Source organism: Enterobacter cloacae complex sp. IR5401 (assembly GCF_049238425.1).
Classification (GTDB): Bacteria; Pseudomonadota; Gammaproteobacteria; order Enterobacterales; family Enterobacteriaceae; genus Enterobacter; species Enterobacter hormaechei_C.
This window is the reverse complement of the sequence record NZ_JBMKHN010000011.1, coordinates 94,560-118,967: the sequence shown is the minus strand read 5'-3', so window position 1 is coordinate 118,967 and position 24,408 is coordinate 94,560. Positions and strand designations below refer to the sequence as shown.

Sequence of the window (24,408 nt, the reverse complement as noted above, 5' to 3'; positions counted from 1 at the left end):
GGCTTGCGCACAGGTCATAACCCCTATCACCATCTGTCATGAGGTTTCATGATGAGTAAAGTCAAACAAACAGATATCGATCAGCTGATCGTCCTGGTCGGCGGACGCGACAACATCGCCACCGTCAGCCATTGCATTACCCGCCTGCGCTTCGTGCTGAACGATCCGGCCAAAGCCAACCCGAAGGCCATTGAAGAGCTTTCCATGGTTAAAGGCTGCTTCACCAATGCCGGGCAGTTCCAGGTGGTGATTGGTACCGAAGTGGGCGATTACTATCAGGCTCTGCTGGCGACTACCGGGCACTCTTCCGCAGATAAAGAGCAGGCGAAGAAGGCCGCGCGTCAGAATATGAAATGGCATGAGCAGCTGATTTCCCATTTTGCGGAGATCTTCTTCCCGCTGCTGCCAGCGCTGATCAGCGGGGGCTTAATTCTGGGCTTCCGTAACGTCATCGGCGATGTGCCAATGAGCGACGGCAAAACCCTGGCGCAGATGTACCCGGCGCTGCAAAGTATCTATGACTTCCTGTGGCTGATTGGCGAAGCGATCTTCTTCTATCTGCCGGTCGGGATCTGCTGGTCCGCGGTGCGCAAGATGGGCGGAACGCCAATTCTCGGTATCGTGCTCGGCGTGACGCTGGTCTCTCCGCAGTTAATGAACGCTTACTTACTTGGTCAGCAAACGCCAGAGGTGTGGAACTTCGGCCTGTTTACCATCGCCAAAGTGGGCTATCAGGCGCAGGTAATCCCGGCATTGCTGGCGGGTCTGGCGCTGGGCTTTATTGAGACGCGCCTGAAGCGCATCGTGCCGGATTACCTGTATCTGGTGGTGGTCCCGGTCTGCTCGCTGATCCTGGCGGTGTTCCTGGCGCACGCCTTTATCGGTCCGTTTGGCCGCATGATTGGCGACGGCGTGGCCTTCGCGGTCCGTCACCTGATGACTGGCAGCTTCGCGCCAATCGGTGCCGCGCTGTTTGGCTTCCTCTACGCTCCGCTGGTGATCACCGGCGTGCACCAGACCACGCTGGCGATCGATATGCAAATGATCCAGAGCCTCGGCGGTACGCCTGTCTGGCCGATCATCGCCCTGTCTAACATTGCGCAGGCCTCAGCGGTAACCGGCATCATCATCGTCAGCCGTAAGCACAACGAGCGTGAGATCTCCGTTCCGGCTGCCATCTCCGCTTACCTCGGCGTCACTGAACCGGCGATGTACGGTATCAACCTCAAATACCGCTTCCCGATGCTTTGCGCGATGATCGGCTCCGGTCTGGCGGGCTTGCTGTGCGGCCTGAACGGCGTGATGGCGAACGGGATTGGCGTCGGCGGCCTGCCGGGAATCCTCTCCATTCAACCCGCTTTCTGGCAGGTATTTGCGCTGGCGATGGCGGTGGCGATTATCATCCCAATGGCGCTGACTACCGTGGTTTATCAGCGTAAGTTCCGTCAGGGCACGTTGCAGATTGTTTAATTCTCTCTTTCGGGGCGCAGTTGCGCCCCTTCGCATTTGCAGGAACGCACTATGAATACCCTTCCTCACTGGTGGCAGAACGGCGTCATCTATCAGATTTACCCAAAGAGTTTCCAGGATACCACCGGCAGCGGCACGGGCGATCTACGCGGCGTAACGCAGCGCCTGGACTACCTGAAAACCCTCGGCATTGACGCTATCTGGCTGACGCCGTTTTATATCTCGCCGCAGGTGGATAACGGTTACGACGTGGCGAACTACACTGCCATTGACCCGACCTACGGCACGCTGGACGACTTTGACGAACTGGTTGCCCGGGCGCATGAACACGGTATCCGCATCGTGCTGGATATGGTCTTTAACCACACGTCCACGCAGCACGCCTGGTTCCGCGAGTCGCTGGATAAAGCGAGTCCGTACCGCCAGTTCTATATCTGGCGGGACGGTACGCCGGATACGCTTCCCAACAACTGGCGCTCCAAATTTGGCGGCAACGCCTGGCGCTGGCACGCCGAAAGCGAACAGTATTATCTGCACCTGTTCGCACCGGAGCAGGCGGATCTCAACTGGGAAAACCCGGCGGTGCGCGCCGAGCTGAAAAAAGTGTGCGAGTTCTGGGCCGATCGCGGCGTGGACGGCTTGCGTCTGGACGTGATTAACCTGATTTCAAAAGATCAGGATTTCCCGGACGATACCCTCGGCGACGGTCGCCGCTTCTACACTGACGGGCCGCGCATCCACGAATATCTTCAGGAGATGAGCCGGGACGTCTTTACCCCGCGTAACCTGATGACGGTGGGCGAGATGTCCTCCACCTCGCTGGAGAACTGCCAGCAGTACGCGTCTCTTGATGGCCGCGAGCTGTCGATGACCTTTAACTTTCACCACCTCAAGGTGGACTACCCCGGCGGCGAAAAATGGACGAAGGCAAAGCCGGACTTCGTGGCGCTGAAAACCCTTTTCCGCCACTGGCAGCAGGGGATGCACAACAAAGCCTGGAACGCGCTGTTCTGGTGTAACCATGACCAGCCGCGCATCGTGTCGCGCTTTGGTGACGAAGGGGAACACCGCGTGGCGGCGGCGAAAATGCTCGGCATGGTGCTGCACGGGATGCAGGGCACGCCGTATATCTACCAGGGTGAAGAGCTGGGTATGACCAACCCGCATTTCAGCCGTATCACCGACTACCGCGACGTGGAAAGTCTGAACATGTTCGCCGAACAGCGGGCTAACGGACGCGATACCGATGAACTACTGGCGATTCTGGCGAGTAAGTCACGCGATAATGGCCGCACGCCGATGCAGTGGGACGCCTCGCATAATGCGGGCTTTACCGAGGCCGAGCCGTGGATTGGCGTTTGCGACAACTACGAAACCGTGAATGTCCGCGCGGCGCTGGACGACCCCGATTCGGTGTTCTACACCTACCAGTCGCTGATTCGCCTGCGCAAAACCCTGCCGGTACTGACGTGGGGGGATTATGAGGATCTCCTGCCTGACCACCCTTCCCTGTGGTGTTATCGCCGCCAGTGGCAGGGGCAAACGCTGATGGTGGTGGCGAACCTGAGCCATTTGCCTCAGGAATGGCAAGCGGACGCTCTCAGCGGCGAGTCGCAGGTGGTGATAAGCAACTACCCCGCCCCTCAAACCTCAATGCTTCGTCCGTTTGAAGCCGTGTGGTGGCTAAAGCAGTAATTCCTCCGCCGGGCACGATGCCGTGTCCGGCTTACTTTGCTGTTTTTGTTGAATAATTAATCAGATTTTTCCTTCGCGTCTTTACAATTGCCCCAGCGCCCGCCGTTTGTACTCTCGTCTTTTTACTTTGTCCTGCATCAAAAAAATCGCAAACATGTTTGATGCAAATCACTATATGTAGCACTTAAAATGCACGCCGACCCAACATCTTGTATTTATCGTCTACTATTCCAACAACAAGACGGCGCTTACGCTGGCCGGAATTGTGGATAACACGGGCTGGGCACGCGGGAAGTCTTTGCCGCGGCGAGGAATACGCCCGGTGAATACTTCTCCACCTCTGTGGATAACCTGTTTTTAAAATGGAGTGATCATGACACCGCATGTGATGAAACGTGATGGCTGTAAAGTGCCGTTTAAATCAGAGCGCATCAAAGAAGCCATTCTGCGTGCAGCTAAAGCAGCGGGAGTCGATGACGCAGATTACTGCGCCACCGTCGCAGAAGTCGTTAGCAGCCAGATGCATGAACGCAGCCAGGTGGATATCAGCGAGATCCAGACCGCGGTTGAAAACCAGCTGATGTCTGGTCCGTACAAGCAGCTGGCGCGCGCCTACATTGAGTATCGTCACGACCGTGACGTCCAGCGTGAGAAACGGGGTCGCCTTAACCAGGAGATCCGCGGCCTGGTAGAGCAAACCAACTCGTCGCTGCTCAATGAAAATGCCAATAAAGACAGCAAAGTGATCCCGACCCAGCGCGACCTGCTGGCCGGTATCGTCGCCAAGCACTATGCCCGTCAGCATCTGCTGCCGCGCGATGTAGTCTCGGCGCACGAGCGCGGTGAGATCCACTATCACGATCTCGACTACTCGCCGTTCTTCCCGATGTTTAACTGCATGCTGATCGACCTGAAAGGCATGCTGACCCACGGTTTTAAAATGGGTAACGCCGAGATTGAGCCGCCGAAATCCATCTCCACCGCGACGGCGGTCACGGCGCAGATCATCGCCCAGGTGGCGAGCCACATCTATGGCGGCACCACCATTAACCGCATTGATGAAGTGCTGGCCCCGTTCGTGACCGAGAGCTTCAACAAACACCGTAAAACGGCGGAAGAGTGGCAGATCCCGAATGCTGACGGTTACGCCCGTTCCCGCACCGAGAAAGAGTGCTACGACGCCTTCCAGTCGCTGGAATATGAGGTAAACACGCTGCACACCGCCAACGGCCAGACGCCGTTTGTGACCTTCGGGTTTGGCCTCGGCACCAGCTGGGAATCACGCCTGATCCAGCAGTCTATTCTGCGCAACCGTATCTCCGGCCTCGGTAAAAACCGTAAAACGGCGGTGTTCCCGAAACTGGTGTTCGCCATTCGCGACGGCCTGAACCACAAGTTTGGCGATCCGAACTACGACATCAAACAGCTGGCGCTGGAGTGCGCGAGCAAGCGTATGTACCCGGATATCCTCAACTACGACCAGGTGGTAAAAGTCACGGGTTCGTTTAAAACGCCAATGGGCTGCCGCAGCTTCCTCGGCGTGTACGAGGATGAGAACGGCGAGCAGATCCACGACGGGCGCAACAACCTGGGCGTCATCAGCCTGAACCTGCCGCGCATCGCGCTGGAAGCCAAAGGGAATGAAGCGGCCTTCTGGACGCTGCTGGATGAACGTTTACAGCTGGCACGTAAGGCGCTGATGACCCGCATCGCCCGTCTTGAAGGGGTGAAAGCCCGCGTCGCGCCAATTCTCTATATGGAAGGGGCCTGCGGCGTGCGCCTGAAAGCGGACGATGATGTGTCGGAGATCTTCAAAAACGGTCGCGCGTCGATCTCTCTTGGCTATATCGGCATTCACGAAACGATTAACGCGCTGTTTGGCGACAAGCATATCTATGACAACGACGCCCTGCGTGAGAAGGGTATCGCGATTGTGCAGCGCCTGCGCGATGCGGTAGACCAGTGGAAAGAGGAAACTGGTTACGGTTTCAGCCTGTACAGCACGCCGAGTGAAAACCTCTGCGATCGCTTCTGCCGCCTGGACACCGCCGAATTCGGCATCGTGGAAGGCGTGACCGACAAAGGTTACTACACCAACAGCTTCCACCTCGATGTGGAGAAGAAGGTGAACCCGTACGACAAGATCGACTTCGAAGCGGCTTATCCGCCCATCGCGAACGGCGGTTTTATCTGCTATGGCGAGTACCCGAACATTCAGCACAACCTGAAGGCGCTGGAAGACGTGTGGGATTACAGCTATCAGCACGTGCCGTACTACGGAACCAACACGCCAATTGACGAGTGCTACGAGTGCGGCTTTACCGGTGAGTTCGAGTGCACCAGCAAAGGCTTCACCTGTCCGAAATGCGGTAACCACGATGCAGCCCGCGTCTCCGTGACCCGCCGCGTGTGCGGCTACCTCGGCAGCCCGGATGCCCGTCCGTTTAACGCCGGTAAGCAGGAAGAGGTGAAGCGCAGGGTGAAACATCTGGGGAATGGGCAGATCGGGTAAGTTCTGCGCAGGGTGTCCCCCCCACCCTACCCCTCTCCCTCAAGGGAGAGGGAACCGATCGAGCACATTGTTATTCCGGCCACCGGTTTTCTCCCTCTCCCTGTGGGAGAGGGCCGGGGTGAGGGCATCAGGTTAACGCTATGAATTATCACCAGTACTACCCCGTCGACATCGTCAACGGCCCCGGCACCCGCTGTACCCTGTTTGTATCAGGCTGCGTTCACGAGTGCCCCGGCTGCTACAACAAAAGCACCTGGCGCCTGAACTCGGGTATGCCGTTTACCGCTGAGATGGAAGACCGCATCATCAACGACCTGAACGACACGCGCATCAAACGCCAGGGGATCTCGCTCTCCGGCGGCGACCCGCTCCATCCGCAAAACGTGCCGGAGATCCTGAAGCTGGTAAAACGCATCCACCACGAGTGCGCGGGAAAAGACATCTGGGTCTGGACGGGCTATAAGCTGGATGAACTGAATGCGCAGCAGATGGAAGTGGTGGATCTAATTAACGTCCTGGTCGACGGCAAGTTCATGCAGGATCTAAAAGATCCTATGCTTATCTGGCGCGGCAGCAGCAACCAGGTTGTGCATCATCTGCGTTGAATGAAGGCGGATATCCTCTGTCCGCCTGAACGTCAAAACCGACTCAAACTCTCCATCGCCACAGCCTTAAACGCCGCAAAATTCTCGCACTGGCACAGGCGCGCCATCGCGCGTTCACGCAGGAAAGTGACAAAGATGTCGTAAATCGCCATTGCCTCTTCGTACTCGCTTTTGCTGATGGCGAGCAGGAAGATGACATGGGCGGTTTCATCTCCCCACTGAATGCCCTGCGGCGCCAGCACGGTGTAGACCACCGTTTTTTGCGCCAGCAGGCCGAGGGAGTGCGGCAGCGCAATGCCGTCGCCGAGCATGGTGCTGACGATGGCTTCACGCTCGATAACCGAATCCAGAAACTCCGCACCGACAAAGCCCTCTGCTTCAAGCTGTTCACACAGCTCGCGGAACAGCGTTTGCTGGTCGACAGGCTTGTCGATAATGCGGAAATGGGCCGCGTCGAAGTATTTTTCCAGCATCCACGGCCGGGTGCGGTCCACCAGCACCAGCTTGCCGATCTGCTCTAACTGATAATCGGTCGGGAACGGGGCGATCATCACCACCGGTTTGGATTTTTCGCTCACGCGGGCGGTGGAGATCACAAAGTCTTCGCCAATGGCATCGGCAAGCTCGTACTCGCGAAGGGTGAGCGTGCGCGTCACCTCAATCTGCGGGTATTTACGCTGAAGTACCGCCTCGATCATGCGCACCATCGCGTTACCTGCGTCGCATACCAGCAGCACCCGCGGCTGGCGCTGGTAGCCGATGTTGTAGTGGCGCTCCAGCCCGACGCCGATATGCAGCACCAGAAAACCAATTTCGTTTTCGCTGATCACATACGGGGTGTATTTTCCCCAGCTCGACACCGCCGCGAGGGTCATATCCCACGCCATCGGGTAGTGCTGCTTGATGTTATCCAGCAGCGGATTGGGGATCATGATTTGATACCGCACGCGGGTTATCATGGTTTTGATGTGCGTGAGCAGATCTGCATGCAGTTGCTCATCGCTCAGCAGGTTGTAGTTATAGTGGGTGTTGATGTAGCGCAGAATGTAGTTGACCAGGGCTTCGTCGTCGTCGGCATTAATCGCGCTGGGGGCGATCTCCTGGATCTGCCGCGCCGCAATGTGCACGCACAGCCAGCTCTCTTCTGACGGCGACAGCGCTTTGCCCGCCAGCTCCTGGATAGCCACCGCGATATCTTTCGCCGCCTCACGCACGTTCTCTTCCACGTCTTCCGCGTGGAATTCCGGCAGCGGATACCCTTCGCTGATGCGCCGCACCGACACCGCGCAGTACAGGCGCAGGAACAGCTCGCCTTCGTCGGTCAGGCGAATGTGATGGCGCGTCAGCGCATCGTGCAGCACCGGCACCATCTTTTCCGCCACGCCCGCGTTCAGCGCCACGTCGGTCACCAGCGGGTTCAGGCTGTCCTGCTGCGCCAGCTCCCACAGGAGGTCGGTCAGGCAGGCGCGGATTGCCATCTCGCTGCCAAACAGCTTCATGCCGTGGCGAGGGCGGGTTTCCAGCGTCAGGTTGTAACGGTGAAACCACTCGCGCACTTCCACCATGTCGCTCTGCAACGTGGCCCGGCTGACGAACCACTCATCGGCCAGATCCTCCAGCTTGATGGAAAAGGCTGACGTCAGAAAACGCACCACCAGATAGTGCACGCGCTCAGGTCCGGTTCGCGGAATACGCAGCGCGCGCGGGTGGGACGCCTGCAATTGTTGATAGCGCGCCACATCATTAATTTTGAGCTGATAGCCGTTGCCCCGGCTCAAAATGAACTGCGCGCCGTGGCTGGCCAGCAGCGCGTTCAGGGCGGTGATATCCGCCCGGACGGTTCGCGTGGAAACCGACAGCCGCTGCGCCAGCTCGTCCTGCGGCAGCGTCTCGTTTTGCAACAGATCGAAAAGTTGCGCTAAACGTTGGTTCGGAAATCGCACGTCGTTGTCCTCTTACGGCTTAAGGTGAAATGACCATCTGGGATGGGCTGCCGACCGGGGTATAGTCTGGCTCGGCGCTCAGCTTGCCGTCCGGCGCCACGCGGAAACGGGTAATGTTGTCGCTGCGCTGGTTCATGACGTACAGCCAGCGACCCTGCTTATCGAGCGTCAGGGTGCGCGGATAGTCGCCGCGCGTCCAGACATCATCCTGATGCGTCAGCGTACCCTCTGCCGTTACGGTAAAGTGCCCGATGCTGTTATGCAAACGGTTAGCGACATACAGCTGTTTCCCGTCGGCACTTAGCGCCAGCCCGGCAGCAAAACTGGTGCCTTTATAACCGTCCGGCAGGGCTGAAACCGTTTTACCCTCTTTCAGCCTGCCATTACTGTCCAGCGCATAATGGGTGAGCGTAGACGCCTCTTCGTTAATCAGCCACAGGGCATCACCTTTCGGCGTAAAGACGAAGTGGCGCGGCCCGGCCCCTTTTGAGGAGGCGCTGATAAACGGCGGATCGTTCGGAGTCAGCTTCCCGGTTTGATCGTCAAAACGGTATTGATAGATGCGATCCAGCCCCAGATCGGTGGAAAAAACGTATTTCCCGCTCGGATCGGCGGCGATCATGTGCGCATGCGGGCCGTTATGATCGCTGATGGCGAAACTGCCCTCGACGGCAGCTTCCGGCTTCGCCGCGCCCGGTTCGCCTTTGTCCTGATGGGTGTCCGTAGCATCGCTCAGGCTGCCGTCTGCGTTAACGGGCAGCACCGCGACAGTTCCGCTGATGTAGTTTGCCACCAGCAGATGTTTACCGTTCGGCGTCAGGGAAAGATATACCGGCCCCGCGCCGCCGGAGGCCACCTGATTCAGCTCGCTCAGCGTGCCGTTATCGCCGATGCGCAGCGCCTGCACCACGCCCTGCTCCACTTCGCTTGCCAGATAGAGCGTTTTGCCGTCGTGTGAGACGGTTAACTGCGCGGCGTTCGGCAGCTTGCTCACCAGCGTTTTATCGTTCAGCGCACCGGTTTGCGGGTCGACGGTAAAGCGGTACAGCCCTTCGCCGTTCGGATTATAGGTACCCACCCAGGCGTATTGCGTCTGGGCGACAGCGGCGGTGGCGAGCATTGAGAGTGAAGCGACAAGCAGGGTTCGGGTGTGCATGGTGGCTCCTTCGGGTGTGTGCGGTTTGTTTCCCCTCACCCTAACCCTCTCCCCAAAGGGGAGAGGGGACGATTACACCCTCTCCCCTTTGGGGAGAGGGCTGGGGTGAGGGGCAGGTTCTACTTAACCAGCTTCTTCGTCATCGCCAGCAGCGTACGCACATCTTCCGGACGCGTATCACCGCTGGCTTTATCGATAATCGAGCTGTAGATATGCGGGATGATTTTGCTCACGCCCGCGTCGAGGGCGATCTGCAAGATCGCCTCGAAGTTCTCCAGATCGATTCCCCCGGTCGGCTCCAGCCAGAAGTCGTGACGGGCGCAGGCTTCCGCCACCGCCTGGTATTCGTCACGGCACTTCAGGCCGCCCATCGGGAAATATTTGATGGAGCTGCCGCCGAAATCTTTCAGCAGGGCGATGGCGGTTTCAACCGGCACAATGCCGTCCGGCGCGTTACTGCTCAGCGGGCCGGTGGAGATTTTCACCATCCCGACGGTACCGGTCGGAGAGACCAGACCGTTGACTACGGAGTCATTTTGCCCCAGCAGCGCGCGGCTGGTGGCCACGCCGGTAAAGACTTGGTTAACGTGCTGCGGCTGCACCTGGCGGGAGATTTCACTCACCATCGCCGACTGGTTCGGATCGCCCGCGCCCAGGCCAACGGAGAGCGCGTTATCAATCAGCTTCGCGTACTCACGCATATCCGCGACCGCGCTCGCCACGTCCGGGTAATTTTTGGAGAGCACGCCCACCAGCACGTGGCCTTCCGCCGCCTCATAGATGGCGCTGGCGTTGGCCTTTGAGCCTGCCAGCACGTTCAGGCAGACGCGGTCACGGTAAAAGTTGGGGGTCAGTTTCATGCGTTTTTCTCCTGTCCTAATACTTCGCTAATGCGACGGTACACGATGTTCAGCTGGTCAGCATTTACGCTGCGCACGTCCGCCTCAATAATCCCTTCGTTGGCCTTGTAGCCACGGAAATAGATGGCGTATTCGCCCTGCTTCAGCGCGTTCACCAGGTCACCCGTGCCGACGCCCGTGGTGGCTTCGTCGAACTTAATTTCGGTGCGAGCGATGTCGCGTCCGGCGCTGTCCCAGACCACGCGCGCGGTCACACCGTTCAGGGTGTTGAGCGCCTCGATAAACGGCGTCATTTTCGCCACCATCTCGGCGCCGCTCTCTTTGGTGGCCGTCAGGTAGTGTTCGATGGCGCAGGTCAGGCCAAGAATGCCCTCTTTGCCCACCTTCATCGCGCGGCCAATGCCCGCCGTCTGGCGCTTCACCCTCTCAACGTACTGAGTTTTGCCAATCACCAGGCCGCTGGTTGGGCCTTCGATCGCCTTCGCGCCGCTGTAGATCACCAGATCGGCGCCGGATCGGTAATAGGTATGCAGATCTTCTTCCGCCGCGGCATCAACGATCAGCGGCAAGTCGTGTTTACGCGCGACAACCGCCGCCTGCTCGACGCTTAGCATGCTTTTCTGCACGCAGTGGTGCGATTTAATGTAGAGGATAGCCGCCGTGCGCGGGGTGATCGCCGCCGCCAGCTGATCGGCGGAACATTCGTTGGCGTAGCCCGCTTCCACCAGCTTGCCGCCGCCAAGCGCCACCATGGTGCCCACCGGCGCGCCAAAATTCACGTTGTGGCCTTTCGGCAGGACGATCTCGTTATTTTCAATCGGTGTGACGTGCAGGTTTTCCAGCAGCCAGTCGCTGTCTTTCACCAGCACAGCCGCCACGGACTGGGCAATGCCCGCCGACGCGCAGGAGACCACCGTCGCCCCTTCCACCTCCAGCAGCTTCGCGATGTATTCCCCGGTTTTATTGACCAGCTCCTTCATCTCGAAATAGTGATTCATGCCGTTCATCGCCGCCTGCACCACTTCCGGGCGCGGCGTGGAGACGCCCAGCGCCGTCATGCGGCCAGAGGTGTTGATAACCTGCTTTAAGTTGTACTTCTCATAAATCGAAGGCATGTTCCGTGCTCCCTTGTTCGGTCATGTAGCCCTTGCCCGCGCGGATCGCGGCAAGCGGCACCAGAATGTGTTCAGCCTGTAGGCTGTCGTTTTCGGCATCCGTCAGCACCGTCGGCTGGCGCTTGAGGGTAAACAGCGTCAGATCGGCGTCGAGGCCAGGCTGAATGCGGCCTTTGCGCGTCAGGCGCAGGCCGTCGGCGGCGTTGGCGGTGACGCAGTCAATCACCTGCGGCAATGACATGCCGATGGCGAGGAATTTCGACATCACGCTTGCCAGCGAGCCGACCGGGCCGTTGATGCGGTTGCGGCAGTAAATATCCGAGCTGATGGTGTGCGGCAGAATGCCCATCGCAATAGCGCGCTTCGCCACTTCAAAGCTGAAGCTCGCCGTACCGTGGCCAACGTCCAGACGCACGCCGCGCTTCAGGGCGGAGGTAATGGAGGCACGCAGCTCGCCGGAGGGCGTCAGGATGCGGTTTGGCTTGCCGTTGTAGCAGTGGGTAATGATGTCGCCGGAGCTCAGCAGCTCGGCGATTTCGTCGAGGTTCGGCGGGTTGTTGCCAATGTGCACCATCAGCGGCAGGTCGCCGTTCTCTTTCTGGATCGCTTTCGCGCGCGCCAGCGGGGTGATGCCGTTTTCACCGACCACGCTGCTGCTCATGCGCGCCTTCAGGCCGACGATAAAATCAGGATGGCGTTTCACCGCCTCTTTCACCGCGTCGGCGTCAATATTGGCCATATTGGCCAGCTCGTTCTGGGCGATCAGCCCCACGCGGGAGATGTTCAGCAGGGCAAACACCTCGGTGGAGGCTTTGCGGGTGATGGCGTAGAAATCGTCCACGTCGTCGGCCCCGGTGCTGCCCGCGTCCACCACGGTGGTGACGCCGGTGGCAATGCCCACGCTGTCCGGCTCGTCGTGGTAAATCGGGGAGTTCGGGTAGCAGTGGACGTGGGAGTCAATCCAGCCCGCGCTGACGAACACATCACCGTTAAGCTCAACCGTTTTACGGGCGGGAGCGTCAATTTCGCCCGTCGCGGCGATCTTCCCGTCCTGAATGGCGATATCGGTCAGGGTATCGTCGGCGAGGCGCGCACGGCGCAGGAGTAGATCAAACATGGGGTTCTCCTGATAAGGCGGGCACCGAAGCGCCCGCGGGTATTAAAGGGCGACCGGGAACAGCCAGCCCAAAATCATTGCGCCGAGGATGGCGCCACCGGTTATCGGCTTCTGCCAGATGTAGAACAGCAACGCGCCTACCAGGGAACCGACGCCGATTGGAATGGAAGCGGTCATGGCGCTGAGGATAATCAACGGCCCGAGGAAGCGGCCGGAGGCGTTACCCGCGCCCATCATCACGTCTGCGCCGTAGGTGGAGTTGCTCTGGTTGATGGTGAACTTACGCGCCAGGATGATGACGTAGCCAATCGCCAGACCAATCACCAGGCCGGTAATCAGCGAGGCAATGAAGTTGGTCACCGGGAACATGATCCCCGCGCCCAGCAGCAGCGCCGGTACGCCGAGGCCCACGCCGGTCTGGATCGCCCCGCCGATATCAAGAATACCTACCAGCGACCCTTCGATAATTCGGGCGAACAGGAAGCTCGCGCCAAATGCCGCCACCGCGCCGTAAACGCCGGTATCAATGCCCGCTTTCAGCATCGCCACGAAGGCCACTTCGTTAAACGCGCCGATGCCGTAGAGGTAGTACATGTGCGTCCCGGCAAACACGCCGGAGGAGAGCAGGCCAACGAAGATCGGGAACGACCAGTCGGCATACCAAAAACCTTTATTCTGTTCCATGTCGAGGCTCCTGTTATTTACCGCTGAGCGAGTTGTGGATCATGTCGAGCCAGTTCGGCACGGTCAGATGGAAGGATTCGATCATCTTCATGTCGAAGCCGCGGAAGAAGCCGCTCAGCACGAAGAGCAGAACGATCGCCGCCATCATCACTTTGGTGACGTGGTTCCAGCCGCTCTCCTCCACGCCTTTACCGATCAGAATACCCAGTACCAGACCCGGTACGGCGTTACCCATGATCAGCTGTGCCGCGCCGCCAAAGATGGTGGCCCAGAAGCCCGATTTTTTACCCGCGTCGATGGCCGCCAGCCAGAAGATCACCGGCATCACGGTGTTGACCAGCAGGTTAGCCGCCGGTACAAGCACCTTCACGGCGGTGACCTGAAGCGCTGCGGGCACGGAGGAGGCGGTCAGGTTAAGGAAGGTCACGACAATCATGCCGATGATGCCGCAGGCAATCGCCATTTTGCGCGGGTCATGCAGCGTTTCACCGACGTTACGGTTTTTGATCATCAGTGCAGCAGCACCCCAGTTCGGGATGATGCGGTGGTCAACGTCCTGTGTGAAGGCACCTGCGGCCACGGAAGAGGCCCAGGCGTTAAAGAAGAAACCTAACCCAAAGGAGAAGTGGGACGCCGGATCCCCTTCGCAGGAGTTCAGTTCCCCCAACGTACGAAACGCGCCCATACCCTGAGTGGTAGGCGCATGAAACATGCGTGCAGCCCCGGCCCCGACACCGACGCCTACCAGGCCGCCGATGATGAGCGATTTTATTAATATAATTAAGAACATCAGTCTGCCCTTTTATGAATAATCAGCGTTGCGTGACGAAATCCACCTGGTCGAGATTGATGGCTGTCACGTTGACGGTCACATCCAGCTCCACGCTGTAGGTGCGTCTTTCCCGGCGCAGAAAGAAGAACAGAAACGCTTCTTTTCGCACCGCTTCTTGCGCCTGAACGACCTGCACATCCTGTGGCTCAATACGCAGTAAGATATGCGGTGAGGCTTTCATCACCGCGGCCTGAACGTGGTTGAGCGCGTCGGCAAAGGCGCGCGCTTTGGCGTCGCCCTTCCCCTTCACTCTCACCGTGGTTGTGAACTGTTCTTTCATGCTTACGCGCCGTATTTCTTCTGCCACGCCTGTACCAGACGCTCGCCCAGCTCTTCTTTATCCATAAAGCCAAAGCCCAGCACGTTGCAGCCTTCGTTGATGGCGGTCACACCCTCATCCACGGAGCGCATTCCGTATTTGGCCTTGTAGCCATATTTGGTCTGAGCGGTGATGGCGCCCGCGCCGCCGCTGCCGCAGAAGGAGATGCCGAAGGTGGCGTTTTCCGCTTTCATCACGTCACCGAGCTTCATATCCGCTGCCATGCCCGGTACGACAACCGCGCGTCCGCCGGCTTTTTCCACACCCGCAGCCACTTTCTGACCTTTACCCAGGCGATCGCCAATCACGACTGTAATCTGTTCCATGTGTTGCTCCTTAAAGGTTGTCTTTCGCGACTTCGAAGTGAACGGAGAGCAGCCAGGCCTCTTCATCAGGAAGGTTGCCGAACTGCGCTACCACTTCACGGGCAAGTTGCATTGAATCTGGTGAAATTTCGTCGAACAGCTCTGCTTCAACCTCCGGCAGCGGCTCGCCGGTCACGGACCGGTGCGCCATTGCGCGAACGTGGGAGGTCAGCATCTGCTCCTGTACCGCGTTGGGGATGATGTTGTGCCGGGCCAGCAGGGCGTAGACCTGCTGAAGCATGGTGTTCGCGAGCTGTTCTGTTTGCACCGCCTGTTCCCCAACGTCGTTCATTACCGCTCCGTTAATCACTCGTCTTACCCCGTTAATGGCTCTGGAATAAAACTAACGTTGGGGGGGAATTGTTTGTAGCGAGTTGTTTTCCACTTCGAAGTGGAAAGGCGAGCAGCGGCAGTGATCTGTGCCACATAAATGCGGTGAATCTGTATAAATCGCTGGATTTACGTGATGAATATCACGCTATTACGCGGTATTAGACTGCTAAGCGGAGTGGAAAAGATTACGAGCAGGCTCGTAGAAATGTGACGTGGATAAGGTTTTCTTATGGAGATTCGCTAGAGTGGCGGCGGGTGCTTGAGACTGACCGTCTCAGGCATGGGACGGAAAGTGGAAAGCCCCGCCTGATAAAAAATCAGGGCGGGGGCTCGAAACGACACGTCACACCGTGGAGTTCGCTACCTCGCCCGCTTTAAAGCAAGGAGGCATCCATGAAACGCAGAAACCCAAGTATCGGGGTTTTGATGATTATTTCTTTGACAATAATCATCTTAACGCTGGTGACGAGGAAAACACTGTGCGAGATCCGTTTTCGTAATGGCTCGCTTGAAGTGACAGCGCGGATGGATTGTCGCTCCGGCAAGTAGGGAGCAACGATGCGGGGGCGCATCATGCGCCTCCGCATACGGAGAGAGGACGTACAGCTCAGGCACCCAATTAACGATACTTCTTGTGATACGCGTTGCGGGTCGCCGCAAACTGATCGGCTGCCGCCTGGGCTTCCTTCACTTTGCCTTCGTTCGCCAGCTTCAGCGCGCCGTCAATCTGGCCGACCAGCACGTCAAAGCCGTGGCGGTAGTCTTTCATCTCGGCGCTGTCTGCCGCTTTGCTTTCCAGCTTCGGCGGCGTCGCTTTTTGCGCATCCAGCGCAGCTTCACGCATCTTCGTCAGTGCGTCTTTCATTTCCGCCGCATTGTCGGTTTTCTGCACCACCTTCAGATTTTGACTGAGGATGTCCATGTTGTCTTCGAGATCGGCAGCAAACGCAGATGAGCCAAGAACCAGCGTTGAAGCCGCGACGATCGCTAACAGGTGTTTACGCATTGCTCACTTCCTTTTTTATTATTAATCACGCTTTTACGGGGATTATTGCCCGGCGATTTTCATCTCCGGCAGTAATACAGAACCACACTGAATATTGCTGCGTGTTTCAATATCGTTACCGACCGTAACAATATTGCGCCACATGTCCTTGAGGTTGCCGGCGATGGTGATTTCGCTCACCGGATACTGAATTTCACCGTTTTCGACCCAGAAGCCCGCTGCACCGCGAGAGTAATCGCCGGTGATACCGCTCACGCCCTGCCCCATCAGCTCGGTGACCACCAGGCCGGTGCCCATCTCTTTCAGCATCTGTTCAAAATTCAGGCCCTGTCCGGCAATGCGCCAGTTGTGGATGCCACCCGCGTGCCCGGTGCTTTTCAGCCCCAACTTACGCGCAGAGTAGTTGGTCAGCAGCCACTGGGTCAGAATGCCGTCTTTCACGATATCCCGGCGTTCCGTGCGTACGCCTTCGCTGTCGAAAGGCGTGGAGGCCAGCCCTTTCAGCAGGTGTGGGTGCTCTTCGATGGTCAGCCATTCCGGCAGGATCTGCTTGCCCAGCGAGTCGAGCAGGAAGGTCGATTTACGGTACACCGAACCGCCCGCGATAGCGCCTACCAGATGGCCAAACAGACCGGTCGCCACTTCGTTGGCAAAAATCACCGGGGCTTTCATGGTGGAGAGCTTGCGCGGCGACAGGCGAGACAGCGTGCGTTCGGCGCACGCTTTACCCACCCACTCCGGAGACTGCAAATCCCCCAGCGCGCGGCCAATGGTATAGGCGTAGTCGCGCTCCATGTCGCCGTTTTCTTCGGCGATGACGCAACTGGAAAGCGAGTGGCGGGTTGAGCAGTACCCCTGCAACATGCCATGGGAGTTACCAAACACTTTGATGCCGTAGTGGCTGTTAAAGCTGCCGCCTTCGGTATTGGTGATGCGTTTGTCAGCCTGCAAAGAAGCCTGCTCGGCTCGCGCGGCCAGCTCAATGGCTTCGTCCGGCGTCACTTCCGCGGGATGGAACAGATCGAGATCGGGCGCGTCAAACGCCAGCAGCTCTTTATCGGACACGCCAGCGTAAGGATCCGGGGAGGTGTAACGCGCGATATCCAGCGCCGCCTGCACCGTTCGGGCGATGGCATCCGGGCTGAGATCGGTAGACGACGCGCTGCCTTTGCGATTCTGGTGATACACGGTGATCCCCAGCGCGCCATCGCTATTAAATTCTACATTCTCCACTTCGCCATAGCGGGTGCTCACGCTAATGCCGGTGGTTTTGCTGACCGCCACTTCGGCGCCATCTGATTTACCTGAAGCGAGCGTCAGCGCGGTGGAGACGGCTTCTTCCAGAATCTTACGCTGCGCTTCAACTTGTGAGGTTACTTTCATCGCAAATGCCATACTGTAAGAGAGAGTTAAGTGAAGTCTAACAGAGAACCGTTTTTCAGTGCGCGTCTTAACTGGTAACATTAGCCTCTTTTTTTAAGGAGCCTGACATGACTAAGCAGCCCGAAGACTGGCTCGACGACGTTCCCGGTGATGACATCGAAGACGAAGATGATGAGATCATCTGGGTCAGTAAAAGTGAAATTAAACGTGACGCCGAAGAGTTAAAACAGCTTGGCGCAGAAATGGTAGAACTGGGTAAAAACGCGCTGGATAAGATCCCGCTCGACCAGGATCTGCGTGATGCCATTGAACTGGCACAGAAAATCAAGAAAGAAGGGCGTCGCCGCCAGCTTCAGCTTATCGGGAAACTGCTGCGTCAGCGCGACGTGGAGCCGATCCGTCAGGCGCTGGACAAACTGAAAAACCGCCACAACCAGCAGGTTGCGCTGTTCCATAAGCTGGAGCAGATCCGCGATCGTCTGATCGAGCAAGGTGATGACGCGGTACCTGAAGTGCTGAACCTGTGGCCGAATGCCGACCGCCAGCAGCTGCGTTCTTTGATCCGTAACGCGAAGAAAGAGAAAGAAGGGAATAAGCCGCCGAAGTCAGCGCGTCTGATTTTCCAGTATCTGCGCGAGCTGTCTGAGAACGAAGAGTAAACCCCTCACCCCAGCCCTCTCTCCAAAGGGGAGAGGGAGAAGAGATAATGTAGGCCCGGTAAGCGCTAGCGCCACCGGGTCTTTTTTTACTCTGCGGCCGCGGCTTTCTTCGCCAGACCGTCCAGCAGCTTCTGATGGATACCACCAAACCCGCCGTTGCTCATCACCAGAATGTGATCGCCAGGCTGTGCGGCTTTCACCACCATATCCGCTAAGACATCCACGTCCGCACTCCAGTGCGCTGGCTGAATGCAGGCGTCGGCCACTTCGGCCACCTGCCACGGAATATGCTGCGGTTGCAGCAGGAAGACTTCGTCGGCACGCCCTAAGGACGGCGCGAGATCGTCTTTGCAGATGCCCATTTTCATGGTGTTCGAACGCGGTTCCAGCACGGCCAGAATGCGCGCGGTGCCGCCAACTTTGCCACGCAATGCGGCAAGCGTCGCCAGAATGGCCGTTGGGTGGTGCGCGAAATCGTCATACACCGTCACACCGTGGGCTTCGCCACGCAGCTCCAGACGGCGACGGGCGTTGATAAACGTGCCCAGCGCATTGGCGGCATCCGCAGGCAGTACGCCAACGTGACGCGCCGCGGCGATCGCCATCAGGCCGTTGTGCATGTTGTGCTCGCCCACCAGGCCCCACTTCACCTCGCCCACTTTCTCACCGTCGAGCAGCACTTCCCATTCGGAGGCATCCGCGTTGAGCTTTTTCGCCTGCCAGTGCCCCTGCTCGCCCACCAGCTCCTGCTCGCTCCAGCACCCCATTGCCAGGGTCTGCTTCAGGTTGATGTCGTTCTCCGGCAGGATAATGCGGCCCTGACCCGGAACAATGCGCACCAGATGGTGGAACTGTTTCTGAATCGCTTTCAGGTCGTCAAAGATATCCGCGTGATCGAACTCAAGGTTGTTGAGGATCAGCGTGCGTGGGCAGTAATGCACGAACTTGGAGCGCTTGTCGAAGAACGCGCAGTCGTATTCATCTGCTTCAATCACAAAGAACGGGCTGTCGCCCAGACGCGCGGAGACGTCGAAATTGCCCGGCACGCCGCCGATCACAAAGCCCGGCTTGTAGCCGCAGGCTTCGAGGATCCAGGTCGCCATACCGGCGGTGGTGGTTTTGCCATGCGTCCCGGCAACGGCGACAACCCAGCGGTCGCGCAGGACAAAATCATGCAGCCACTGCGGGCCAGACATGTACGGGATATTGCGTTCCAGCACCGCTTCAACGCATGGATTCCCACGGGTCATGGCGTTACCCACGATCACCAGATCCGGCTGCGGCTCCAGCTGGCTGGCGTCATATCCCTGAATCAGAGAAATTCCCTGCTTCTCGAGCAGCGTGCTCATCGGCGGATACACATTGGCGTCCGAACCTGTCACTTCATGGCCCAGCGAGCGCGCCAGCATTGCCAGTCCGCCCATGAAAGTGCCACAAATCCCCAATATATGAATGCGCATACGTCACTATCCTTCTTCAATGTGGCGCACATTTTACTCACATGTCAGCGGCTGTGAAACGCATTTCAGGTAAATCCGTATTTTGCTGGCGCGATTCACCTCTGCGCTAATATTTGAATGTTTGTTAAGATTGTTGGACATCAACCGCTTTACTCAACATAAGATGCAGGGAAAGTGTTATGAAAACGTTAGGTGAATTTATTGTCGAAAAGCAGCACGAGTTCTCTCATGCTACGGGTGAGCTCACTGCTTTGCTGTCGGCAATAAAGCTGGGCGCTAAGATCATCCACCGCGATATCAACAAGGCCGGTCTGGTCGATATCCTGGGTGCCAGCGGTGCCGAGAACGTTCAGGGTGAGGTTCAGCAGAAACTCGACCTGTTCGCCAATGAAAAACTGAAAGCTGCACTGCGCGCGCGCGACATCGTTGCGGGTATCGCCTCTGAAGAAGAAGATGAGATCGTCGTATTCGAAGGGTGTGAACACGCGAAATACGTTGTTCTGATGGATCCGCTGGACGGCTCCTCCAACATTGACGTTAACGTTTCTGTCGGTACCATTTTCTCCATCTACCGTCGCGTCACGCCGGTTGGTACGCCGGTGACGGAAGAAGACTTCCTGCAACCGGGCAGTAAACAGGTTGCTGCCGGTTATGTGGTGTATGGCTCGTCCACCATGCTGGTGTACACCACCGGCTGCGGCGTACACGCCTTTACCTACGATCCGTCCCTGGGCGTATTCTGCCTGTGCCAGGAGCGTATGCGCTTCCCGGAGAAGGGCAACACCTACTCCATCAACGAAGGCAACTACATCAAATTCCCGAACGGCGTGAAGAAGTACATCAAATTCTGCCAGGAAGAGGATAAAGCCACCCAGCGCCCGTACACCTCACGCTATATCGGCTCGCTGGTGGCGGATTTCCACCGTAACCTGCTGAAGGGCGGTATTTACCTCTACCCAAGCACCGCCAGCCACCCGGACGGAAAACTGCGTCTGCTGTACGAGTGCAACCCAATGGCATTCCTGGCCGAACAGGCAGGCGGCAAGGCGAGCGACGGTAAAGAGCGTATTCTGGATATCGTGCCAGAAAGCCTGCACCAGCGCCGTTCCTTCTTCGTCGGCAACCGCCATATGGTGGATGACGTTGAACGCATGATCCGCGAATTCCCGGACGCGTAACGCACGAAAAGGGGAGCCCGTCAGGCTCCCCTTTTTTTCGTCATGCCGTTTGCGTCGTCAATTTGAAGGAGGCCATCGCTTCCATCAGCTCGCGAGACTGCTCCTCCAGGGAACGTGTTGCCGCAGATGATTGCTGGACCAGCGCCGCATTTTGCTGCGCCGTTTCATCCATCTGATTGACAGCGATATTCACCTGCTCAATACCGCGGCTTTGCTCCTGAGAGGCCGTCGCAATTTCACGCATCAGTTTGGTCATACGCAGTACTTCGGTGGCGATCTCGTCCATCGTCTCACCGGCCTGCTGCGCCAGCTCGCTGCCCTCGTTCACGTGGGTTTGCGAATCGCTGATAAGCGAGCGGATCTCTTTCGCCGCATCAGCACTGCGGCTGGCGAGATTACGCACCTCACCCGCCACGACCGCAAAACCTCGCCCCTGCTCACCCGCACGCGCCGCTTCAACGGAGGCGTTCAGCGCCAGAATATTGGTCTGGAAGGCAATGCCGTCGATGACGCTCAGGATATCGGCGATGCGTGCCGAGCTGCCGGAGATGTCGCGCATCTTCTCAATGACATAGCAGACCATTTCGCTGCCGTGATCGGCGGTATCGGAGACCGACTTCGCCAGTTGGTGCGCCTGCTCGGCGTTATCGGCGTTAAGTTTCACCGTGGCGGTGATCTCTTCCATGCTGGCGGCCGTCTGCTCCAGCGAGGTGGCGGTGGATTCCGTGCGCTGAGCCAGGTTCATATTCCCGGCCGTCAGCTCGCGGCTGCCGGTATCAATCTGCGAGCTGGCGTCACGCACCCGCAGAACGGAGTCCATCAGCGACTGGCGCATCCCTTCGATCGCCGCGTTAAGGCGATTAAATTCCTGGCTCGCCGGCGCGTTCAGGGTATGGGTTAAATCCCCGGCCGCCACATGTTCCAGCTGGGCAATCGAGGCTGAAAGCGGCTCGAGCAGCATATGGCGCAGAACCAGCCAGGCCAGCACGATAATGCCAGCCGTCAGCAGCGCCGCGACGATAATCAGGATCAGCACGCGGGTTTTACTCGCCTGCACGGCGCTCACCTCCGCTTTGCCGCGCGCCTCGCTCCATGCCTGGAACGCCTGCATATCGTTATCAAACTGCTTCGCCACCGGGACCAGCTTGTTTTCCAGCAGATCGTAATAGCTGTCCGCGCTTTGCTCGTTCAGGGCTTTCAGCATCGGGCTGATACCCTGCTGGTTGTACACCGCCAGGCTCGCGGCGACGTTATCCAGCAGCTTTTGCCCCTGCTCATCCGCCACGCCGCTGCCGATCACGTCCTTCAGCGTTTTCTGTGCCAGCGCCACTTCCTGGTTAATGGTTTTGACCGCCCTGGCCGCATCGTCCAGCAGGCCGACCTCCATCATGCGGACGGCCTGCCCCGCTTCGTTACGCGCGCGCAGGATCAGCGTATAGCCGGCATTCAGCTGCACCATCTGTTCACCCTGAAGATGATTGATGCGCTGGAGAGAAGCGGAACTTTGTGTAAGGGCATAAATGCCGATGCCGCTGACAATCAGCAGCAGAAGGGTCATAACGGCCAGTAAAGAGAGCAAGCCGGTACGAATCGATAGCGTTTTAAGCATGATGTTATTTCCGGTAGCGAGATATTTCTGGGCATAAAAAAAGAGTATCGGCCGCTACCGGAAAATGTTTAGAGTTTAAGCAATTTCAGCATGTTATCGCTCTGTTAAAGATGTATTCACCCGGGTAACAGGCGAGCTCTGGCGGTTCTCCCACAGCACCGTCAGGCCGCGCTGGAGCGCGATAAAAATAAACAGCAGAATGCCGATGGCGATTTTGGTCCACCAGGAGCTGAGCGTGCCGTCGAAGTTGATATAGGTCTGAATCAGCCCCTGGATCGCCACGCCAAACAGCGTGCCGAGGACTGTCCCCACTCCGCCGCTGAGCAGCGTACCGCCAATCACCACCGAGGCAATGGCGTCCAGCTCAACGCCCACCCCCGCCAGGGCATAGCCTGCCTGGGTATAAACTGAGAATACAATCCCCGCGAGGGTGGCCAGCCCGGTCGAAAGCATGTAGATGCGGATAGTCGTGCTGCGCGTGGAAATTCCCATCAGGTTCGCGGACGTGGCGCTGCCGCCAATGGCATAAACCTGGTTACCAAACCGGGTACGGTGGGCGAGGAAGATCCCGATCACCACCACGCCCAGCATCAGCAGCCCCATTGCGCTCAGGCGCCCCCCGCCGGGGATTTTCCACGCCAGGCTGGAGAGCGTGTCGTAGATCGGGTGGTTAATGGGAATTGACTCCTCCGACACCAGATAGCTCACGCCGCGCAGGAAGAACATCCCGGCGAGGGTGATAATAAAGGCCGGGATTTTCAGCGCATCGATCAAAAGCCCCATAAAGGCGCCGAACGCGCAGCCCATGACCAGCACCAGCGGAAAAGCCAGCAGCGGCGAAATGCCCCAAAAGCCAATCGCCTTGGCAAGGAACACGCCAGTAAAGGCGATCACCGACCCAACGGAGAGATCGATCCCGCCGGAGAGGATCACAAACGTCATGCCGACGGCGATAATGCCTAAAAAGGCATTGTCGGTCAGGATGTTGCAAATCACCCGCGTGGAGGCGAAGCCCGGGAACTGGGTCAGGCAGTAAAGGTATCCCAGCACGAACACGCCCAGCGTGATCATTAACGGCAAATTACGTTTTATCATGACCGCGGAACCTCTTAATGAGAGTGATAAAGCGCGGCGACTGCACGATAAGCACGATAAGCACCACGACCGCTTTGACGACCTGATTCAGCTCCGGCTGGAACCCGGAGAGCAAAATACCGGTATTCATACCCTGAATAATCAACGCCCCCACTACCGAGAGCAGCAGATTAAAACGTCCGCCCATCAGCGATCCACCGCCGATAACCACCGCAAGGATTGCATCCAGCTCGAGCCAGAGTCCGGCGTTATTGGCATCAGCTCCGCGAATATCGGCGGCCACGATCACCCCGGCAATCGCAGCACAGACGCCGCTCAGCACGTAAGTCAGCATCACCATCAGCCGCGTATTTACCCCGGCGTTTTTCGCGGCCCGAATGTTAATCCCCACCGCTTCGATGAACATCCCGAGCGCCGTTTTGCGGGTGAAAAGCCAGAACACCACCAGCGTCACCAGCGCGACGATCACCGGCGTCGGGAAGAACAGAAAATTACCGCTGCCGATCCACGCCAGGCTCGGGGAGTTAAAGGTGACGATTTGACCGGAGGTAATAAGCTGCGCCACACCGCGCCCGGCCACCATCAAAATCAACGTCGCGACAAACGGCTGGATCTTGAGCACCGCGACCAGAATGCCGTTCCACAGCCCGGCTAGCACGCCGGAGCCCAGCGCGGCCAGCAGAACCACCGGCAGGCTGTGCCCGGCGACGGTCATCGAGGCGGCGGTGGCGCCCGCAATCGCCATTACCGCACCGACGGAGAGGTCGATCCCGCCGGTGGCAATGACCAGCGTCATACCAATCGCCAGCAGCGCCACGGGCGCGGCACGGTTTAAGATGTCGATCGGGCTACCAAACAGGCGGCCATCCTGCACGACGATCTGGAAAAAATGCGGAGCCACCAGGCTATCCACCAGCAGCACCAGCAGCAGCGCCACGATTTGCGGCGTGCCGGTCGGCCAGCTGAAGCGGCGCTTCGCTTCGCCAGTTTGCGAAAGAGAACGGGACATCAC

At 58.2% G+C, this 24,408-nt stretch carries 23 protein-coding genes; 7 read left to right on the top strand and 16 right to left on the bottom strand.

The features are described 5' to 3' along the window. Positions 1 to 51: 51 nt before the first annotated feature. The 4 genes from treB to nrdG all read left to right on the top strand — a co-directional run bounded on the left by treB (position 52) and on the right by nrdG (position 6,282). Positions 52 to 1,470, top strand: coding sequence for a PTS trehalose transporter subunit IIBC (treB, locus tag ACOTX1_RS16560; RefSeq protein ID WP_003863402.1), 1,419 nt, complete (start codon positions 52 to 54; stop codon positions 1,468 to 1,470). Between the two features lie 51 nt (positions 1,471 to 1,521). Next, positions 1,522 to 3,165, top strand: a complete 1,644-nt coding sequence (treC, locus tag ACOTX1_RS16555; RefSeq protein ID WP_003863404.1) for an alpha,alpha-phosphotrehalase — start codon at positions 1,522 to 1,524, stop codon at positions 3,163 to 3,165. 373 nt (positions 3,166 to 3,538) lie between these two features. Beyond that, the gene (gene nrdD / locus ACOTX1_RS16550; RefSeq protein WP_023315287.1) at positions 3,539 to 5,677 is read left to right on the top strand and encodes an anaerobic ribonucleoside-triphosphate reductase; all 2,139 of its coding nucleotides are present in this window, start codon (positions 3,539 to 3,541) and stop codon (positions 5,675 to 5,677) included. 140 nt (positions 5,678 to 5,817) lie between these two features. Further along, entirely contained in the window at positions 5,818 to 6,282 is a 465-nt protein-coding gene (gene nrdG, locus ACOTX1_RS16545) for an anaerobic ribonucleoside-triphosphate reductase-activating protein (protein WP_003856093.1), read from the top strand. Positions 6,283 to 6,314: 32 nt separating this feature from the next. On the opposite strand, the gene ACOTX1_RS16540 is transcribed toward nrdG, so the two are convergent. From ACOTX1_RS16540 to ACOTX1_RS16495, 10 genes are all read right to left on the bottom strand, one after another. After that, complete coding sequence (locus ACOTX1_RS16540; protein WP_023315286.1) at positions 6,315 to 8,225, bottom strand: BglG family transcription antiterminator; 1,911 nt, start codon at positions 8,223 to 8,225, stop codon at positions 6,315 to 6,317. A gap of 19 nt (positions 8,226 to 8,244) precedes the next feature. Continuing rightward, positions 8,245 to 9,381 carry a lactonase family protein gene (locus tag ACOTX1_RS16535; RefSeq protein WP_023315285.1) on the bottom strand — a complete coding sequence of 379 codons (1,137 nt, stop codon included), beginning with the start codon at positions 9,379 to 9,381 and terminating at the stop codon, positions 8,245 to 8,247. Positions 9,382 to 9,500: 119 nt separating this feature from the next. Next, a complete protein-coding gene (dagF, locus tag ACOTX1_RS16530; protein WP_023315284.1) occupies positions 9,501 to 10,241 on the bottom strand; it encodes a 2-dehydro-3-deoxy-phosphogluconate aldolase in 741 nt (246 codons plus the stop codon). Beyond that, complete coding sequence (locus tag ACOTX1_RS16525) at positions 10,238 to 11,356, bottom strand: DgaE family pyridoxal phosphate-dependent ammonia lyase (RefSeq protein WP_421766831.1); 1,119 nt, start codon at positions 11,354 to 11,356, stop codon at positions 10,238 to 10,240. The genes dagF and ACOTX1_RS16525 overlap by 4 nt, the downstream gene beginning before the upstream one ends. After that, entirely contained in the window at positions 11,340 to 12,473 is a 1,134-nt protein-coding gene (locus tag ACOTX1_RS16520) for an amidohydrolase/deacetylase family metallohydrolase (protein ID WP_023315282.1), read from the bottom strand. Before ACOTX1_RS16520 ends, ACOTX1_RS16525 begins: the two co-directional genes overlap by 17 nt. A gap of 42 nt (positions 12,474 to 12,515) precedes the next feature. Further along, on the bottom strand, positions 12,516 to 13,157 hold the full coding sequence (locus ACOTX1_RS16515) for a DUF4310 family protein (protein WP_003856081.1): 642 nt from the start codon (positions 13,155 to 13,157) through the stop codon (positions 12,516 to 12,518). A gap of 13 nt (positions 13,158 to 13,170) precedes the next feature. Next, complete coding sequence (locus tag ACOTX1_RS16510) at positions 13,171 to 13,947, bottom strand: DUF4311 domain-containing protein (protein WP_006810337.1); 777 nt, start codon at positions 13,945 to 13,947, stop codon at positions 13,171 to 13,173. Positions 13,948 to 13,969: 22 nt separating this feature from the next. Then, positions 13,970 to 14,269 (bottom strand): DUF4312 family protein, encoded by a 300-nt coding sequence (locus tag ACOTX1_RS16505; RefSeq protein ID WP_006810338.1) that lies wholly within the window; start codon positions 14,267 to 14,269, stop codon positions 13,970 to 13,972. Between the two features lie 2 nt (positions 14,270 to 14,271). Continuing rightward, complete coding sequence (locus ACOTX1_RS16500) at positions 14,272 to 14,634, bottom strand: SFCGS family glycine-rich protein (protein WP_006810339.1); 363 nt, start codon at positions 14,632 to 14,634, stop codon at positions 14,272 to 14,274. Between the two features lie 10 nt (positions 14,635 to 14,644). Beyond that, positions 14,645 to 14,983: a PRD domain-containing protein gene (locus ACOTX1_RS16495; RefSeq protein ID WP_026080657.1), complete on the bottom strand. Its 339-nt coding sequence runs from the start codon at positions 14,981 to 14,983 to the stop codon at positions 14,645 to 14,647. Positions 14,984 to 15,399: 416 nt separating this feature from the next. On the opposite strand from ACOTX1_RS16495, the gene ACOTX1_RS16490 reads away from it, so the two are divergent. Next, complete coding sequence (locus ACOTX1_RS16490; RefSeq protein WP_017383916.1) at positions 15,400 to 15,555, top strand: Hok/Gef family protein; 156 nt, start codon at positions 15,400 to 15,402, stop codon at positions 15,553 to 15,555. Between the two features lie 70 nt (positions 15,556 to 15,625). Here the strand turns inward: ACOTX1_RS16490 and cybC are convergent, their stop codons facing one another. Further along, positions 15,626 to 16,012, bottom strand: a complete 387-nt coding sequence (cybC, locus tag ACOTX1_RS16485; protein ID WP_022650280.1) for a cytochrome b562 — start codon at positions 16,010 to 16,012, stop codon at positions 15,626 to 15,628. A gap of 42 nt (positions 16,013 to 16,054) precedes the next feature. Further along, the gene (pmbA, locus tag ACOTX1_RS16480; RefSeq protein ID WP_023315281.1) at positions 16,055 to 17,407 is read right to left on the bottom strand and encodes a metalloprotease PmbA; all 1,353 of its coding nucleotides are present in this window, start codon (positions 17,405 to 17,407) and stop codon (positions 16,055 to 16,057) included. A 95-nt stretch (positions 17,408 to 17,502) separates the two neighbouring features. On the opposite strand from pmbA, the gene yjgA reads away from it, so the two are divergent. After that, complete coding sequence (gene yjgA, locus ACOTX1_RS16475) at positions 17,503 to 18,054, top strand: ribosome biogenesis factor YjgA (RefSeq protein WP_003856072.1); 552 nt, start codon at positions 17,503 to 17,505, stop codon at positions 18,052 to 18,054. Positions 18,055 to 18,140: 86 nt separating this feature from the next. Here the strand turns inward: yjgA and mpl are convergent, their stop codons facing one another. Beyond that, complete coding sequence (gene mpl, locus ACOTX1_RS16470; RefSeq protein WP_023315280.1) at positions 18,141 to 19,514, bottom strand: UDP-N-acetylmuramate:L-alanyl-gamma-D-glutamyl-meso-diaminopimelate ligase; 1,374 nt, start codon at positions 19,512 to 19,514, stop codon at positions 18,141 to 18,143. 179 nt (positions 19,515 to 19,693) lie between these two features. On the opposite strand from mpl, the gene fbp reads away from it, so the two are divergent. Beyond that, positions 19,694 to 20,692 carry a class 1 fructose-bisphosphatase gene (fbp, locus tag ACOTX1_RS16465; RefSeq protein ID WP_003856070.1) on the top strand — a complete coding sequence of 333 codons (999 nt, stop codon included), beginning with the start codon at positions 19,694 to 19,696 and terminating at the stop codon, positions 20,690 to 20,692. Positions 20,693 to 20,732: 40 nt separating this feature from the next. Here the strand turns inward: fbp and ACOTX1_RS16460 are convergent, their stop codons facing one another. The 3 genes from ACOTX1_RS16460 to ytfT all read right to left on the bottom strand — a co-directional run bounded on the left by ACOTX1_RS16460 (position 20,733) and on the right by ytfT (position 24,408). Next, positions 20,733 to 22,301 carry a methyl-accepting chemotaxis protein gene (locus ACOTX1_RS16460; protein WP_023315279.1) on the bottom strand — a complete coding sequence of 523 codons (1,569 nt, stop codon included), beginning with the start codon at positions 22,299 to 22,301 and terminating at the stop codon, positions 20,733 to 20,735. A 93-nt stretch (positions 22,302 to 22,394) separates the two neighbouring features. Then, a complete protein-coding gene (yjfF, locus tag ACOTX1_RS16455) occupies positions 22,395 to 23,396 on the bottom strand; it encodes a galactofuranose ABC transporter, permease protein YjfF (protein ID WP_017383921.1) in 1,002 nt (333 codons plus the stop codon). Then, positions 23,383 to 24,408: a galactofuranose ABC transporter, ATP-binding protein YtfT gene (ytfT, locus tag ACOTX1_RS16450; RefSeq protein WP_161353898.1), complete on the bottom strand. Its 1,026-nt coding sequence runs from the start codon at positions 24,406 to 24,408 to the stop codon at positions 23,383 to 23,385. The genes yjfF and ytfT overlap by 14 nt, the downstream gene beginning before the upstream one ends.